Raw genomic sequence first — 14,930 nt, forward strand, 5'->3', positions numbered from 1 at the left:
AGCCTACGTACCACTAGAAGATGAACGCGCCGGCACCCGCCCATTCGAGGGCGGGGGTCGGGTAGACGCCGAGCGCGAGGGTCACCGCGGTGCCCAGGGTGATGGCCATCGTGGTGAACGCGCCGGGCACGCTCACCGCGGGGCCGTCGGCGGCCGGCTCGCTGAAGTACATGAGCACGATCACCCGCAGGTAGAAGAACGCCGCGATGGCGCTGGCCACCAGGGCGAGCACCACGAGCGGCGTCATGCCCGCCTCCACGGCCGCCGCGAACACCACGAACTTGCCGACGAAACCGCTGGTCAGCGGCAGGCCGGCCAGGGCGAGCAGCAGGAACGTGAACACGGCCGCGAGCACCGGCGACCGCTTGGCCAGCCCCGCCCACTGGGACAGGTGGGTGGCCTCGCCGTCGGCGTTGCGGACCAGGCTGATGACGCCGAACACGGCGATCGTCGTGAAGCCGTAGGCCAGCAGGTAGAACATCGTGCCCGACAGGCCCTCGGGGTTCAGCGCGATCGCGCCGACCAGCAGGAAGCCCGCGTGCGCCACCGACGAGTAGGCGACCATGCGCTTCACGTCGGTCTGGGTCAGGCCGATGATCGCGCCCACGAACATGGAGACGACGGCGACGCCCCACAGGACGCCCTCCCACTCCCAGCTGGAGCCCTCGAACGCGCCGTAGAGGACGCGCAGGATGCCGCCGAACGCGGCGACCTTCGTGCAGGCCGCCATGAACGCCGTGACCGGCGTGGGCGAACCCTGGTACACGTCGGGGGTCCAGGCGTGGAACGGGCCGACCGACGCCTTGAACAGCAGGCCGACGACGAGCAGGCCGAAGCCCGCGTAGAGCAGCGTGTCGGACCGGTCGGTGGCCGTGGTGGCGCTCGCGATGTCGGCGAGCTTCACCGAGCCCGCGTAGCCGTAGAGCAGGGCCACGCCGTAGAGGAAGAACGCCGACGCGAACGCGCCGAGCAGGAAGTACTTCACCGCGGCCTCCTGCGACAGCAGGCGGCGGCGGCGGGCCAGGCCGCACATCAGGTACAGCGGCAGCGACAGCACTTCCAGCGCGATGAACATGGTGAGCAGGTCGTTCGCCGCGACGAAGACCATCATGCCGCCGAGCGCGAACAGCGTCAGCGGGAACACCTCGGTCTGCATCCCGAAGCGGCTCGCCTGCTCCCGGGTCAGCACGGCCGCCGCCGCGCGCCCGGTGGTCTTGTGGACCGCGTCGGCGCCGCCGGGCAGGCCGCCGCCCGCCGAGCCCTCGGGCACGAACGCGCCGCCGGGCTCCACGGACCGGTCCGCGATCAGCAGCACCGAGGCCAGGCCGAGCATCAGCAGCGTCCCCCACAGGAACACCACCGGCTGGTCGACCGAGATCGTGCCGGAGAACGTGGTCTCGCCCTGCTCCGGGGTGTCGTCGGCCAGCCCGTAGAAGACCAGCGAGACGCCCGCGGCGGCCAGCGTGAGCAGGACCAGCACGACCTGGCTGCCCCAGCGCTGCGCCTTCGGCAGGAACGCCTCGACCAGCACGCTGAGGCAGGCCGCGCCCAGCACGATCAGCAACGGCGCGACGGCCCCGTAGTCGATCTCCGGGGCTTGCAGCCGCTCCACCTGCGAGAGGAACGTCGTCACGTCACTTGCCTTCCTGCGCGACCGGGTCGGCCACCCCGACCTCGCTGAGCGTCGCCCCGACGGACGGGGTGATCACGTCCAACACCGGCTTCGGGTAGAAGCCGAGCACCAAGATCAGCGCCACGAGCGGTGCGAGCACGGCCAGCTCGCGCTTGTTCAGGTCGGGCACGGTGGCGCGCTCCGGGTCGACCGCCGCACCGGGTCCGCCGGCCAGGTCGACCAGCGCCGTGCCGCGCACCGGGCCCTGGAAGACCCGCTGGTACAGCCACAGCACGTACAGCGCGGCGAGCACCATGCCGACGGCGGCCAGGATCGTGTAGACCGGCTCGTTCGGGTAGGAGCCGATCAGCACCAGGAACTCGGAGACGAACGAGTTGGTGCCGGGCAGCGCCAGCGACGACAGGCCCGCCACGAAGAACAGGCCGCCGAGCACCGGGGTGAGCTTGGCCATGCCGCCGTAGTCCTCGATCAGGCGCGACCCGCCGCGGGCCATCACCATGCCGACGACCAGGAACAGCATGCCGGTCGAGATGCCGTGGTTGACCATGTAGAGCACCGCGCCCGTGCCGGCCTGCGAGCTGAACGCGAAGATGCCCAGCGCGATGAAGCCGAAGTGCGCGATCGAGGTGTAGGCCACGAACCGCTTCATGTCGGACTGGCCGACGGCGAGCAGCGAGCCGTACAGGATGCCGACCACGGCGAGGACCAGCACGACCGGCGCGAGCTCCTTGCTGGCCGCCGGGAACAGCGGCAGGCAGTAGCGCAGGAAGCCGAACGTGCCGATCTTGTCCAGGATGCCGACCAGCAGCACGCCCGCGCCCACCGGGGCCTCGGCGCCGGCGTCGGGCAGCCAGGTGTGCAGCGGCACCAGCGGCGCCTTGATCGCGAAGGCGATGAAGAAGCCGAGGAACAGCCAGATCTGGGTGGACAGCGGGGCTTCCCGCGTCACCGTGACCAGGGTCGCCCAGTCGAACGTGCCCTGGCCGATCTTGTCCGCGCTGACCACGTACAGGCCGATCACGGAGGCCAGCATGATGAGGCCGCCGAGCAGCGAGTACAGGAAGAACTTCATGGCCGCGTACTGCCGGTTCGGCCCGCCGAAGCGGCCGATCAGGAAGTACATCGGGACCAGCACGGCCTCGAAGAACACGTAGAAGACGAACACGTCGGTGGCGGCGAACACGCCGACCATGCCGGTCTGCATCGCCAGCAGCAGCGCGAAGAACCCGCCGGCGCTGCGGCCCTCGGGCAGCTTGTCCGCCCACGAGCCGCCGATGACGACCGGCACCAGGAAGGCGATCAGCGCGATCATCACCAGCGCGATGCCGTCGACGCCGAACGACAGGTGCACGCCCAGCGAGGGGATCCAGTCCGCCGAGCTGGTCAGCTGGAGCCGGTCACCACCCGGGTCGAACGCGGTCCACGCGAGCACCGCGAGCACCAGTTCGACCAGCGAGAACGCCAGCGCGACCAGCTTGGCGACGCGGTCGTTGCGCCGCAGGAGCGCCACCACGAGGCTGCCGGCCAGCGGCAGCACGAGGAGCGCGATCAGCACCCAGCTCACGAGAACCTCACCATCAGCAGCGCGCCCAGGACGAAGACCGCACCCAGGAGCATGGAGAGCGCGTACGAGCGCACGAACCCGGTCTGCAACCTGCGCAGCCGGCCCGAGCTACCTCCGAGCAGCGCCGCCGACCCGTTCACCAGGCCGTCGACGCCCTTGTTGTCCACGAACACCAGCGCGCGGGTGAGCCAGGTGCCCGGCCGCGCGAACAGCGCCTCGTTGAGCGCGTTGCCGTACAGGTCGTTGCGCGCGGCGCGGACCGGGAACGACACCCGCAGCGGGCGCTCCACCGGCTGCGGCTTGCGGCCGAACAGCAGGTAGGCGACCAGCACGCCGAGCGCGGACAGGCCGAGCACCAGGAAGTTGACCACGCCGTGGTCCAGCACGCCGTGCTGCTCCCGCAGCTCGCCCAGGGACGGGGTGAGCCAGCCCGCGAGGTTGTGGTCCGACTCGAAGAAGAAGCCCGCGCCGACCGAACCGAACGCCAGCACGATCATCGGCACCGTCATCGACAGCGGCGACTCGTGCGGGTGGTACTCGCGGCCGTCGGCCGACTTCAGCTCGGTGTACCGGGGCTTGCCCAGGAAGACCAGGATCAGCAGGCGGGTCATGTAGAAGGCGGTGATGCCCGCGCCCAGGGCGGCCACGCCGCCGAAGACCCAGCCGCGCCACCCCTCCATGCTGAACGCCGCCGCGATGATGGCGTCCTTGGAGAAGTAGCCGGACAGGAACGGGAAGCCGATCAGGGCCAGGTAGCCGAGCCCCCAGGTGACGAAGGTGATCGGCATCTTCTTCGCGAGGCCGCCCATCCGCCGGATGTCGCCCTCGTCGTTCATGCCGTGCATGACCGAACCGGCGCCGAGGAAGAGGCCCGCCTTGAAGAAGCCGTGCGTGAGCAGGTGCATGATGCCCAGCGCGTAGCCGATCGGGCCGAGGCCGACGGCGAGGATCATGTAGCCGATCTGGCTGACCGTCGAGTAGGCCAGCACCTTCTTGAAGTCGTCGTAGGCGCAGCCGATGACGCAGCCGATCAGCAGCGTCACCCCGCCGATGATCATGACGACGAGGCGCCCGTCCTCGGACAGGTTGTAGATCGGGTTCGAGCGGGCGATGAGGTACACGCCCGCGGTCACCATCGTGGCCGCGTGGATCAGGGCCGAGACCGGCGTGGGGCCGGCCATGGCGTCGGGGAGCCACGCCTGGAGCGGGAACTGGCCGGACTTGCCGCACGCGCCGAGCAGCAGCAGGAGCGTGATGGCCAGCACCTCGGCCGAGGACAGCTCGCCGACGCGGGCGAAGACCTCGGTGTACTGGGTGGTGCCCAGCTCCTTGAACATGATGAAGATGGCGATCGCGAGGCCCAGGTCGCCGACCCGGTTCATCAGGAACGCCTTCTTCGCGGCCGACGCCGCCTCCGGCTTGTGCTGGTACCAGCCGATGAGCAGGTAGGAGGCGAGGCCCACGCCCTCCCAGCCGAAGTACAGCGTCACGAAGCCGTTGCCCAGCACCAGCAGGAGCATCGCGGCGACGAAGAGGTTCAGGTAGGCGAAGAACCTCCGCCGCCCGGCCTCGTGCGCCATGTAGCCGATCGAGTAGACGTGGATCAGCGACCCGACACCGGTGATCAGCAGCACGAACGTCAGCGACAGCGGGTCGAGGCGCAGCCCGAACTCCACGTCGAGCGCTTCGACCGGGATCCAGTCGAACAGGTGGACCTCGGTGCTGCGGTTCTCCGGGCCCTGGCCCAGGACGTCGAAGAACAGCGCGACGCCGTACGCGAACGCGGCGATCACGGTGGCGCAGCCCAGCAGGTGGCCCCACTTGTCGGTGCGCTTGCCACCGACGAGCAGCACCAGCGCGCCGAACGCCGGGAGGGCGAGCAACAGCCAGGCGAGACTCCCGATCCCGCTGGCGACAACAGGTTCCGTCACCGGTGACCCCTCAGTACTTCAGCAGGTTGGAATCGTCGACCGAGGCCGAGCGACGCGTCTTGAAGATCGCCATGATGATCGTCAGGCCGACCACGACCTCGGCCGCGGCCACGACCATCACGAAGAACGCCATGACCTGGCCGTCCAGCCCGCCGTTGATGCGGGCGAACGTGACCAGGCTGAGGTTCACCGCGTTGAGCATCAGCTCCACGCACATGAACACCACGATGGCGTTGCGCCGCACCAGAACGCCGACCGCGCCGAGGCTGAACAGCAGCGCGGACAGCAGCAGGTAGTACGTAGGGGTCACGACGACTCTCCCTTGAGCGCGCGCGCGTCGGGCTCGTGCCCGGTGCCGGACACCTCCGCCACGTCATCGTCGAGACGTTCCCTGGCGGTCGTCTCGATCAGCTCGGACAGGGACTCGGCGGCGACCGAGCCGTCCGGCAGCAGGGCGGGCGTGGCCACCGAGTTGGCGGTGGCGAACACGCCGGGGCCGGGCAGCGAGCCGGGGCGGTCGCCGCGGAAGCGCTCCTCGACCAGCTCGCGCTGCGTCTTCTTCACCGCGGTGGTGCGGGAGGCGAAGGCCAGCACCATCGCGCCGACCGCGGCCGTGATCAGCAGGGCGGAGGTCAGCTCGAACGGGAACAGGTAGTCGGTGAACAGCGCCTCGCCGATGTTGGCGACGTTCCCGCCGTTCGTGCTGTTCTGCTCGGCCAGGCCGATCGCGTCCACGTCGGTGAGCGCGCGGGCCAGCGAGCCGACCACGAGGGCGGCGAAGCCGATGCCGAGCGCGGTGGCGGCCAGGCGCTGGCCGCGCAGCACCTCGACGACGGAGTCCGAGCTGTCCCGGCCGACCAGCATCAGCACGAACAGGAACAGCATCATGATCGCGCCGGTGTAGACGATGATCTGCACGAAGCCGAGGAACGGCGCCTGCTGGACCATGTAGAGCACGCCGAGGCTGAGCATGGTGAGCACGAGCCACAGCGCGGAGTGCACCGCGTTGCGGGCGAACAGCATGCCCAGCGCGCCGGCCAGGGCCAGCGGGCCGAGCACCCAGAACGCGACGGCCTCACCCGTGGTGATGGTGTCGACCGCGCGCTGGACGGCGTCGGGCTGCTGGAGCAGGAACGACGTGGGGCTCACTTCGCCGCCTCCTCGGGCCCTGTCTCGACGGTCTGCCCGGCCGGCACGCCGGCGGCCTTGGCGAGCTGCGGCCCGTTCACGTAGTAGTCCTGCTCGTTCTCGCCCAGCCGCATCGGGTGCGGCGGCTGCTCCATGCCGGCCAGCAGGGGCGCGAGCAGGTCCTCCTTGGTGAAGATCAGCTTCTGCCGGGAGTCGTCGGCCAGCTCGTACTCGTTGGTCATGGTGAGCGAGCGGGTCGGGCACGCCTCGATGCACAGGCCGCAGCCGATGCAGCGCAGGTAGTTGATCTGGTAGTCGGCGCCGTAGCGCTCACCCGGGGAGTAGCGCTCCTCCTCGGTGTTGTCGCCGCCCTCGACGAAGATCGCGTCCGCCGGGCACGCCCAGGCGCACAGCTCGCAGCCGACGCACTTCTCCAGCCCGTCCGGGTGCCGGTTGAGCTGGTGGCGGCCGTGGAACCGCGGCGCGGTGACCTTCTTGACCTCGGGGTACTCCTCGGTGACGACCTTCTTGAACATGGTGCCGAAGGTGACGCCGAAACCCTTGACTGGATCAAAGACCCCCATCGCCGGCCTCCTTTCCCGCCGAGGTGGACGTGACTGACGCCGGTTCCCTGGTCTGGTCCGTGGTCGGCAGCTCCGCGACCGGCACCTGCCGGCGCGGCGGGGCCTTCGGGACCTGGAGGTCCAGCGGGGGCACCGGGAAGCCGCCGCCGGTGAGCGGGACGGCGTCGGGGTCGTGCGGCTCCCGCTTGTCGGGGAGCAGGAACGCGATCAGCAGCACGATCGCGAGGACCGAGCCGATCACGATGAGCGCGGTGGAGGTGTCGAGGCCGCTGTTGGCCTCCCACTCCTGGCGCAGGTAGCGGGCGAAGGCCACCGCGACGAACCAGACCAGGGCGATCGGGACCAGGAACTTCCAGCCCAGCCGCATGAACTGGTCGTAGCGCAGGCGGGGCAGCGTGCCGCGCAGCCAGATGAACAGGAACAGGAAGCCCAGCGTCTTGACCACGAACCAGAGCAGGCCGAACCAGCCGCTGTTGAGCAGGTGGTCGTCGCCGACGAACGGGAACTTCCAGCCGCCCAGGAACAGCGTGGTGGCCAGCGCCGAGACGGTGACCATGTTGACGTACTCGGCGAGGAAGAACAGCGCGAACTTCAGCGAGCTGTACTCGGTGTGGAAGCCGCCGACCAGCTCCGACTCGGCCTCGGGGAGGTCGAACGGGGCGCGGTTGGTCTCGCCGACCATCGACGTGACGTAGATGAGGAAGCTGACCGGCAGCAGGTAGAAGTACCAGCCGCTGGACTGCGACTCGACGATGTCGGAGGTGGACAGCGAGTGCGAGTGCATGACGACCGCGACGATCGACAGGCCCATCGCGATCTCGTAGGAGATCACCTGCGCGGCCGAGCGCAGCGCGCCCAGCAGCGGGTAGGGCGAGCCGGACGCCCAGCCGGACAGCACGATGCCGTACACGCCCAGCGAGGAGCAGGCCAGCACGACCAGCACGCCGACCGGCAGGTCGACGAGCTGGAGGGCGGTGCGCTCGCCGAAGATCGAGACCTCGCCGCCGATCGGGATGACCGAGAAGGCGACGAACGCGGGGATGCAGGAGATCACCGGGGCGAGGAAGAACACCCACTTGTCCGCCAGGACCGGGCGGATGTCCTCCTTGAACGCCAGCTTGAGGCCGTCGGCGAGCGACTGGAGCCAGCCGTTCGGCCCGACCCGGTTGGGACCGGGCCGCTGCTGCATCCGGGCGACGACCTTGCGCTCCCAGTTGATCATGAACAGGGTCATGACGACGAGGAACGCGAAGATCCCGACGACCTTGACGACGATCAGCCAGAGCGGGTCGTCGGCGATCAGTTCTGCGGTGCTCATGCCTTGCCTCCGGGCGAGGTGATCTTCTCCGCGGTGCCCGTGACGACCGGCGCGACCGCGACCACGGAGCCGTGCCCCGCGACCAGGTTGCGCCGCACGGTGACCGCGCCCGAGTTGCCGGGCAGCCACACGACGCCGTCGGGCAGGTCGGCCGCCTCGACGGGCAGCACCACCTCGCCCCGGTCGGTGGAGACGGTGATCTCGCCGCCCGGGTGGACGCCCAGGTGCGCGGCCGTGGCGGCGGACAGCTTGGCCACCACCGGGCGCGCGGTGCCCGCCAGGTTCGGCTCGTCGTCCTGCAGCGAGCCGTTGTCCAGCAGGCGGCGCCAGGTGGCGAGGACCGCCTGGCCCTCCCGGGGCTGGGTCAGCAGCGGCGCCGGGACGGTCGGCGCGGGCGCGGTCACCGCGGCCGTGCCGAGGCGGGCCAGGTCGGCCGCGGCGGACGCCGGGGTCTGCGTGAACAGGTCCGCGTCCATCTCCACGGCCAGCGTGTCCAGCACCCGGCAGTCCGGCAGCGCGCCGGTGCCCTCCAGCGTGGTGCTGAACGGGCGGGGGCGGCCCTCCCAGTTGAGGTAGCTGCCCGCCTTCTCCACGGCCGGGGCGACCGGGAGCACGACGTCGGCGCGCGCGGTGACCGCGCTGTGCCGCAGCTCCAGGCTGACCACGAACCCGGCGAGGTCGAGCGCGCGCTCGGCCAGCCCCGGGTCCGGCAGGTCGGACGGGTCGACGCCGCCGACGACCAGCGCGTCCAGGCCACCGCTCGCGGCGGCGGTCAGGATGCCCGCGGTGTCGCGGCCGGCCCGCACGGGCAGCGCGCCCGCGTCCAGGCCCCACGCCGCCTCGACCTCGGCACGCGCCGCCGCGTCGCCGACCGGGCGACCGCCCGGCAGCAGCGTGGGCAGCAGGCCCGCTTCGAGGGCGCCGCGCTCACCGGCCCGGCGGGGCACCCAGGCGACCTTCGCACCGGTGCGCCCGGCCAGCGCCGCGACCGCGGAGAACAGGCCCGGGACCTCGGCGGCGCGCTCGCCGACCAGGATCACCGCGCCCGGCTTCGACAGGTCCTCGACCACGTCGGCGGCGTGCTCGGGCAGCGCGTTGAGCGCCGACGGCTCCTGGCCGGGGACGCACGCGAGCAGCACGCCGTTGGTCTTCTCGACCGCCGGGGTCGTGAACTGGCCCAGGTGGAACACCCTGGTCCGGTTCTTGCGGGCGGCCTTGCGGAGCCGCAGGAAGACGATCGGCGACTCCTCCTCCGGCTCGAACGCCACCAGCAGCGCGGCCGGGGCGGACTCGATCGACGCGTAGGTCACGCCGCCGTTGTCCGGGTTCGAGCCCAGCACCGAGGCGGTCAGGAACTCCAGCTCCTCGGCCGAGTGGGCGCGGGCGCGGAAGTCGACGTCGTTGGTGCGCAGCGCGATCCGGGCGAACTTCGAGTACGCGTAGGCGTCCTCGACGGTGAGCCGGCCACCGGCCAGCACGCCGACGCCCTTGCCGTCGCGGGCCTTCGCCAGGCCCTCGGCCGCGCGCTGGAGCGCCTCGGTCCAGGACGTCTCGCGCAGCTCGCCGGTCGCCTCGTCGCGCACCAGCGGGCGGCGGACGCGGTCCTCGGCCGTGGCGTAGCGGAACGCGAAGCGGCCCTTGTCGCAGGTCCACTCCTCGTTGACCTCGGGCTCGTCGGCCGCCAGCCGGCGCTGCACCTTGCCGCGCCGCCAGTCGGTCCGCGTGGCGCAGCCCGACGAACAGTGCTCGCAGACGCCCGGCGTGGACACCAGGTCGAACGGGCGGGCGCGGAACCGGTACGCGGCGCTGGTCAGCGCGCCCACCGGGCAGATCTGGATGGTGTTGCCGGAGAAGTAGGACTGGAACGGCTTCTCCTGCGCCACGCCGACCTGCTGCTGCGAACCGCGTTCCAGCAGCTCGATGAACGGGTCGCCGGCGATCTGCGCCGAGAACCGCGTGCAGCGCTGGCACAGCACGCACCGCTCCCGGTCCAGCAGCACCTGCGTGGAGATCGGGATCGGCTTCGGGAACGTCCGCTTGTGCTCGTGGAAGCGGGAGTCCGCGCGGCCGTGCGCCAAGGCCTGGTTCTGCAACGGGCACTCGCCGCCCTTGTCGCAGATCGGGCAGTCCAGCGGGTGGTTGATGAGCAGCAGCTCCATCACGCCCTGCTGCGCCTTGTCCGCCACCGGCGAGGACAGCTGCGTCTTGACGACCATGCCGTCGGCGACCGTCATCGTGCAGCTGGCCTGCGGCTTCGGCATCGGCCGGCCGCCCATCTCCACCTCGACCAGGCACTGCCGGCAGGCGCCCGCGGGCTCCAGCAGCGGGTGGTCGCAGAAGCGCGGGATGACGGTGCCGAGCCGTTCCGCGGTGCGGATCAGCAGCTCGCCCTTGGGCGCGACGACCTCGACGCCGTCGATGACGAGCTTCACGTGGCCCTCGGGGACCACCAGCTCCGTGCTCTTGTCAGGGGCGATCGTCATGCGCCAGCACCTGCCAACACCTTGGAGTTCTGGTCGCACAGGGCCAGGAACTCGTCCTTGAAGTACTTGATGCCGCTGGTGATCGGGCTGACCGCGCCGTCACCGAGGGCGCAGAACGAACGGCCCAGGATGTTGTCGCAGACGTCCAGCAGCGTGTCGATGTCACTGGCCGTGCCGTTGCCCGCGACCATCCGCTGCAGGATCTGCACGAGCCAGTAGGTGCCCTCGCGGCACGGCGTGCACTTGCCGCACGACTCGTGCTTGTAGAACTCGGTCCACTTCATGACCGCCCACGGCACGGACACCGTCTCGTTGAAGATCTGGAGCGCGGTGGTGCCGAGCATCGAGCCCGCCTCGGCCGCGCCCTCGAAGTCCAGCGGCACGTCCAGGTGCTCCGCGGTGAACAGCGGGGTGGACGAGCCGCCCGGCGTCCAGAACTTCAGCGGGACGCCGTCCTTCATGCCGCCCGCCATGTCCAGCAGCTCGCGCAGCGTGACGCCCATCGGGGCCTCGTACTGGCCGGGGCGCTCGACGTGGCCGGACAGGGAGAAGATCTTCGGGCCCGGGGACCGCTCGCGGCCCATGGTGCGGAACCAGTCCGCGCCGCCGTTGACGATGTACGGGACGCTGGCGATCGTCTCGACGTTGTTCACCACGGTCGGCGAGGCGTACAGGCCGGAGGTCGCCGGGAACGGCGGCTTGAGCCGCGGCTGGCCGCGACGGCCCTCCAGCGAGTCGAGCAGCGCCGTCTCCTCGCCGCAGATGTACGCGCCGGCGCCGGCGTGCACGACCAGGTCGAGGTCGAAGCCCGAGCCCAGGACGTCCTTGCCCAGGTACCCGGCCTCGTACGCCTCGCGCACGGCGGCGTGCAGCCGGCGGATGACGTGCAGCACCTCGCCGCGCACGTAGATCGCGGCGAAGTTCGCCCGGATCGCGTACGAGGTGATGATGATGCCCTCGATCAGCGAGTGCGGGTCCGCCATCATCAGCGGGATGTCCTTGCAGGTGCCCGGCTCGCCCTCGTCGGCGTTGATGACGAGGTAGTGCGGCTTGCCGTCGTTCTGCGGGATGAAGCCCCACTTCATGCCGGTGGGGAAGCCCGCGCCGCCGCGCCCGCGCAGCCCGGAGTCCTTGCACTGCTGGATCAGCTGGTCCGGGTGCGCGGTCAGCGCCTTGCGCAGCGCCGTGTACCCCTCCAGCTGCTCGTAGGTCCTCAGCGTCCACGAGCGCGGCGACAGCCAGCGCTTGGTGAGGACGGGAGTCAAGGAATCAACCACGTCGACCTCCCCCTACTTCTTTTCCGGCAGCGGCGGGAACTCCGCGTTGTCCGGCATCGCCGGAGCCGTCCACCCGCGCTCGGCGGCCAGGGCCGCGCCGCGCACCGTCTCGGGGGCGGCCGACGGGCCGTCCAGGTCCGCCTCCCGGCCCTCGAAGAACCCGGCCAGCTGGAGCTCCGCCTGGCGGAAGTCCGTCAGCGGCGCGCCGCGCGTCGGGTGGGGCTTCTCCCCCGCCTGGAGGGACTTGACCAGCTCCAGCGCCTTCTCGGGCGTCTGGTTGTCGAAGTACTCGTAGTTCACCTGGAGCACCGGGGCGAGGTCGCACGCGGCGAGGCACTCGGCGTGCTCCAGCGTGATCGAACCCGGCGCGCCCGGCTCGCCCGAGGTCTCCTCGTGGCCGAGCGGCCTGCCGTTCGAGCCCAGGTGCTCGCGCAGCCCCGCGTAGATCGCGTCACCGCCGAGGGCGGCGCACAGGGTGTTCGTGCAGACGCTCACCAGGTGCTCGCCGCACGGGCGGCGCTTGTACATGGTGTAGAACGTCGCGACCGCGCTGACCTCGGCGTTGCTCAGGTCGAGCTGGTCGGCGCAGAACGTGATGCCCGCCTGGCTGACGTACCCCTCGACCGACTGCACGAGGTGCAGCATCGGCAGCAGCGCGGAGCGGGCCACCGGGTAGCGGGCGATGATCGCCCGCGCCCTGGCCGCGGTCTCCTCGTCGAACACGCTCGTGTCGACGTGGCCCTCGGTCGCGGTGGCCTGCGTCGCCACCGGGTCCAGCGGCGAGGCCGCGAGGACGTTCTCGGGAGTGCTCATCGGTCACAACCACCCATCACCGGGTCGATAGAGGCCACCGCGGCGATGACGTCGGCGACCATGCCGCCCTCGCACATCGCGGGCATCGACTGGAGGTTCACGAAGCTGGGTTCGCGCACGTGGACGCGCATCGGCCGGGTGCCGCCGTCGGAGACGACGTGGTAGCCCAGCTCGCCGCGCGGCGACTCGATCGGCACGTACACCTGGCCCGCCGGCACCGCGAAACCCTCGGTGACCAGCTTGAAGTGGTGGATCAGGGACTCCATGGACTGGCCCATGATCTTGCGGACGTGCTCCAGCGAGTTGCCCATGCCGTCGGCGGCGATGGTCAGCTGCGCGGGCCAGGCCACCTTGGCGTCCTCGACCATGACCGGTCCGGGCACGAGGTTGTCCACGGCCTGCCGGATGATCCTGAGCGACTGGTGCATCTCCTCCAGGCGCAGCCGGTAGCGCGCGAAGGAGTCGGCCGCGTTCGACGTGGGCACGTCGAAGTCGTAGTTCTCGTAGCCGCAGTAGGGGTCGACCTTGCGCAGGTCCCACGGCAGGCCCGCGGAGCGCAGGATCGGACCGGTGATGCCGAGCGCGAGGCAGGCGTCCACCGGCAGGTAGCCGACGCCCTCCAGCCGGTTGCGCCAGATCGGCTGGCCGGTGAGCAGCTTGTCGTAGTCGGGCAGCCGGGAGTCCATCACCTTGATGAAGTCCGCGATCTTCTGCTCCGCGCCCTGCGGCAGGTCCTGCGCGAGGCCGCCGGGGCGGATGAACGCGTGGTTCATCCGCAGTCCGGTGAGGAACTCCAGCAGGTGCAGGACCTCCTCGCGCTCGCGGAAGCCCGACGTCATGCCGGTGAGCGCGCCCAGCTCCATGCCGCCGGTGGCCAGCGCCACCAGGTGCGAGGAGATCCGGTTCAGCTCCATCAGGACGACCCGGATCACCTGCGCGCGCTGCGGCACGGTGATGCCGAGCAGCTTCTCGACCGCCATGCAGTACGCGGCCTCGTTGTGCAGCGGCGCCAGGTAGTCCATGCGCGTCACGAAGGTGACGCCCTGGGTCCAGTTCCGGTACTCGACGTTCTTCTCGATGCCGGTGTGCAGGTAGCCGATGACGCTGCGGGCCTGGGTGACGGTCTCGCCCTCCAGCTCCAGCACCAGGCGCAGCACGCCGTGCGTCGACGGGTGCTGCGGACCCAGGTTCATGATGATGCGCTCGTCACCCGCGGCCTCGGCCAGCACCTCGTCCCAGTCGCCGCCGGTCACCGTGTAGACGGTGCCCTCGGTCGTCTGCCGGGCCCCCGCGTAGGAGTCCGGGTTCGGGGTGGTGCGGTTGGCCTCGTACGAGTCGCTGTCACGGCCGGCCGCGCTGGTGTCGGTGCCCGTGTTCACGTCGGAAAGACGTTCGGTCATGAGTAGGACCGCCTCTGGTCTGGCGGGGGGATCTCCGCGCCCTTGTACTCCACCGGGATGCCGCCGAGCGGGTAGTCCTTGCGCTGCGGGTGGCCGTCCCAGTCGTCCGGCATGAGGATCCGGGTCAGGCCCGGGTGGCCGTCGTAGACGATGCCGAACATGTCCCAGGTCTCGCGCTCCTGCCAGTCCGCGGTCGGGTACACCGACACCAGGCTGGGGACGTGCGCGTCGTCCACGTCGACCGCGACCTCCAGCCGGATGCGCCGGCGGTAGGTCATCGAGGTCAGGTGGTAGACGGAGTGCAGCCGCTGCGCGACGTCCGTGCCGTAGTCCACGCCGGACACCGAGCTGCACAGCTCGAAGCGCAGCGCCGGGTCGTCGCGGAGGATGCGGGCCACCTCGACCAGGTCGTCGCGGCGCAGGTAGAAGGTGATCTCGCCGCGGTCGACGGTGATCTGCTGGACCGTGTCGGCCGGCAGCCCCTTCTCCCGGATGGCGGCGAGCAGCTCGTCGGCGACCTCGTCGAACCAGCCGCCGAAGGGCCGCTCGGAGGGCGCGGCGACGTGGGCGGGCAGCCGCAGGCCGCCGAAGCCCGACGTGTCACCGGAGCCGGAGGTGTTGAACATGCCCCGGCGCGCCCGGCCCGCGGCGACACCGCCGCGCGCCTGGTGCTCCTCGTGCTGGGCCTCGCTCATGGTCGACGAGCTGAGGGCCTCGCCGTTGTCCGGGGTGCCCGCGCCGGGGGTCTTGGCGACCTCGCCCGGCGCGTTCCTGTCCTCGGCGCTGTTCTCGTTGGGCA

12 protein-coding genes are annotated in these 14,930 nt (G+C 70.8%); all 12 read right to left on the bottom strand.

The features are described 5' to 3' along the window. Positions 1 to 13 precede the first annotated feature (13 nt). Genes nuoN through ACRAKJ_RS39705 form a run of 12 tightly spaced genes read right to left on the bottom strand, consistent with a single transcriptional unit; the run spans position 14 to position 14,826 of the window. The gene (gene nuoN / locus ACRAKJ_RS39650; protein ID WP_438924457.1) at positions 14 to 1,633 is read right to left on the bottom strand and encodes an NADH-quinone oxidoreductase subunit NuoN; all 1,620 of its coding nucleotides are present in this window, start codon (positions 1,631 to 1,633) and stop codon (positions 14 to 16) included. A gap of 1 nt (position 1,634) precedes the next feature. After that, on the bottom strand, positions 1,635 to 3,197 hold the full coding sequence (locus ACRAKJ_RS39655) for an NADH-quinone oxidoreductase subunit M (protein WP_438924456.1): 1,563 nt from the start codon (positions 3,195 to 3,197) through the stop codon (positions 1,635 to 1,637). Next, the gene (nuoL, locus tag ACRAKJ_RS39660; protein ID WP_438924455.1) at positions 3,194 to 5,128 is read right to left on the bottom strand and encodes an NADH-quinone oxidoreductase subunit L; all 1,935 of its coding nucleotides are present in this window, start codon (positions 5,126 to 5,128) and stop codon (positions 3,194 to 3,196) included. The genes ACRAKJ_RS39655 and nuoL overlap by 4 nt, the downstream gene beginning before the upstream one ends. A gap of 10 nt (positions 5,129 to 5,138) precedes the next feature. After that, positions 5,139 to 5,438 carry an NADH-quinone oxidoreductase subunit NuoK gene (nuoK, locus tag ACRAKJ_RS39665; RefSeq protein WP_053715303.1) on the bottom strand — a complete coding sequence of 100 codons (300 nt, stop codon included), beginning with the start codon at positions 5,436 to 5,438 and terminating at the stop codon, positions 5,139 to 5,141. Next, complete coding sequence (locus tag ACRAKJ_RS39670) at positions 5,435 to 6,277, bottom strand: NADH-quinone oxidoreductase subunit J (RefSeq protein WP_438924454.1); 843 nt, start codon at positions 6,275 to 6,277, stop codon at positions 5,435 to 5,437. Before ACRAKJ_RS39670 ends, nuoK begins: the two co-directional genes overlap by 4 nt. After that, the gene (gene nuoI / locus ACRAKJ_RS39675) at positions 6,274 to 6,840 is read right to left on the bottom strand and encodes an NADH-quinone oxidoreductase subunit NuoI (protein ID WP_438924453.1); all 567 of its coding nucleotides are present in this window, start codon (positions 6,838 to 6,840) and stop codon (positions 6,274 to 6,276) included. The genes ACRAKJ_RS39670 and nuoI overlap by 4 nt, the downstream gene beginning before the upstream one ends. Then, the gene (nuoH, locus tag ACRAKJ_RS39680; protein ID WP_438924452.1) at positions 6,827 to 8,158 is read right to left on the bottom strand and encodes an NADH-quinone oxidoreductase subunit NuoH; all 1,332 of its coding nucleotides are present in this window, start codon (positions 8,156 to 8,158) and stop codon (positions 6,827 to 6,829) included. Before nuoH ends, nuoI begins: the two co-directional genes overlap by 14 nt. After that, on the bottom strand, positions 8,155 to 10,641 hold the full coding sequence (locus ACRAKJ_RS39685) for an NADH-quinone oxidoreductase subunit G (RefSeq protein ID WP_438924451.1): 2,487 nt from the start codon (positions 10,639 to 10,641) through the stop codon (positions 8,155 to 8,157). The genes nuoH and ACRAKJ_RS39685 overlap by 4 nt, the downstream gene beginning before the upstream one ends. Further along, complete coding sequence (gene nuoF, locus ACRAKJ_RS39690) at positions 10,638 to 11,918, bottom strand: NADH-quinone oxidoreductase subunit NuoF (protein WP_438924450.1); 1,281 nt, start codon at positions 11,916 to 11,918, stop codon at positions 10,638 to 10,640. Before nuoF ends, ACRAKJ_RS39685 begins: the two co-directional genes overlap by 4 nt. Positions 11,919 to 11,930: 12 nt before the next feature. Then, complete coding sequence (gene nuoE / locus ACRAKJ_RS39695) at positions 11,931 to 12,731, bottom strand: NADH-quinone oxidoreductase subunit NuoE (protein ID WP_438924449.1); 801 nt, start codon at positions 12,729 to 12,731, stop codon at positions 11,931 to 11,933. Beyond that, positions 12,728 to 14,131, bottom strand: a complete 1,404-nt coding sequence (locus ACRAKJ_RS39700) for an NADH-quinone oxidoreductase subunit D (RefSeq protein ID WP_438924448.1) — start codon at positions 14,129 to 14,131, stop codon at positions 12,728 to 12,730. Before ACRAKJ_RS39700 ends, nuoE begins: the two co-directional genes overlap by 4 nt. Continuing rightward, positions 14,128 to 14,826, bottom strand: a complete 699-nt coding sequence (locus tag ACRAKJ_RS39705) for an NADH-quinone oxidoreductase subunit C (protein WP_438924471.1) — start codon at positions 14,824 to 14,826, stop codon at positions 14,128 to 14,130. Before ACRAKJ_RS39705 ends, ACRAKJ_RS39700 begins: the two co-directional genes overlap by 4 nt. Positions 14,827 to 14,930 lie beyond the last annotated feature (104 nt).

It is taken from the genome of Saccharothrix sp. DSM 118769, from assembly GCF_052936295.1.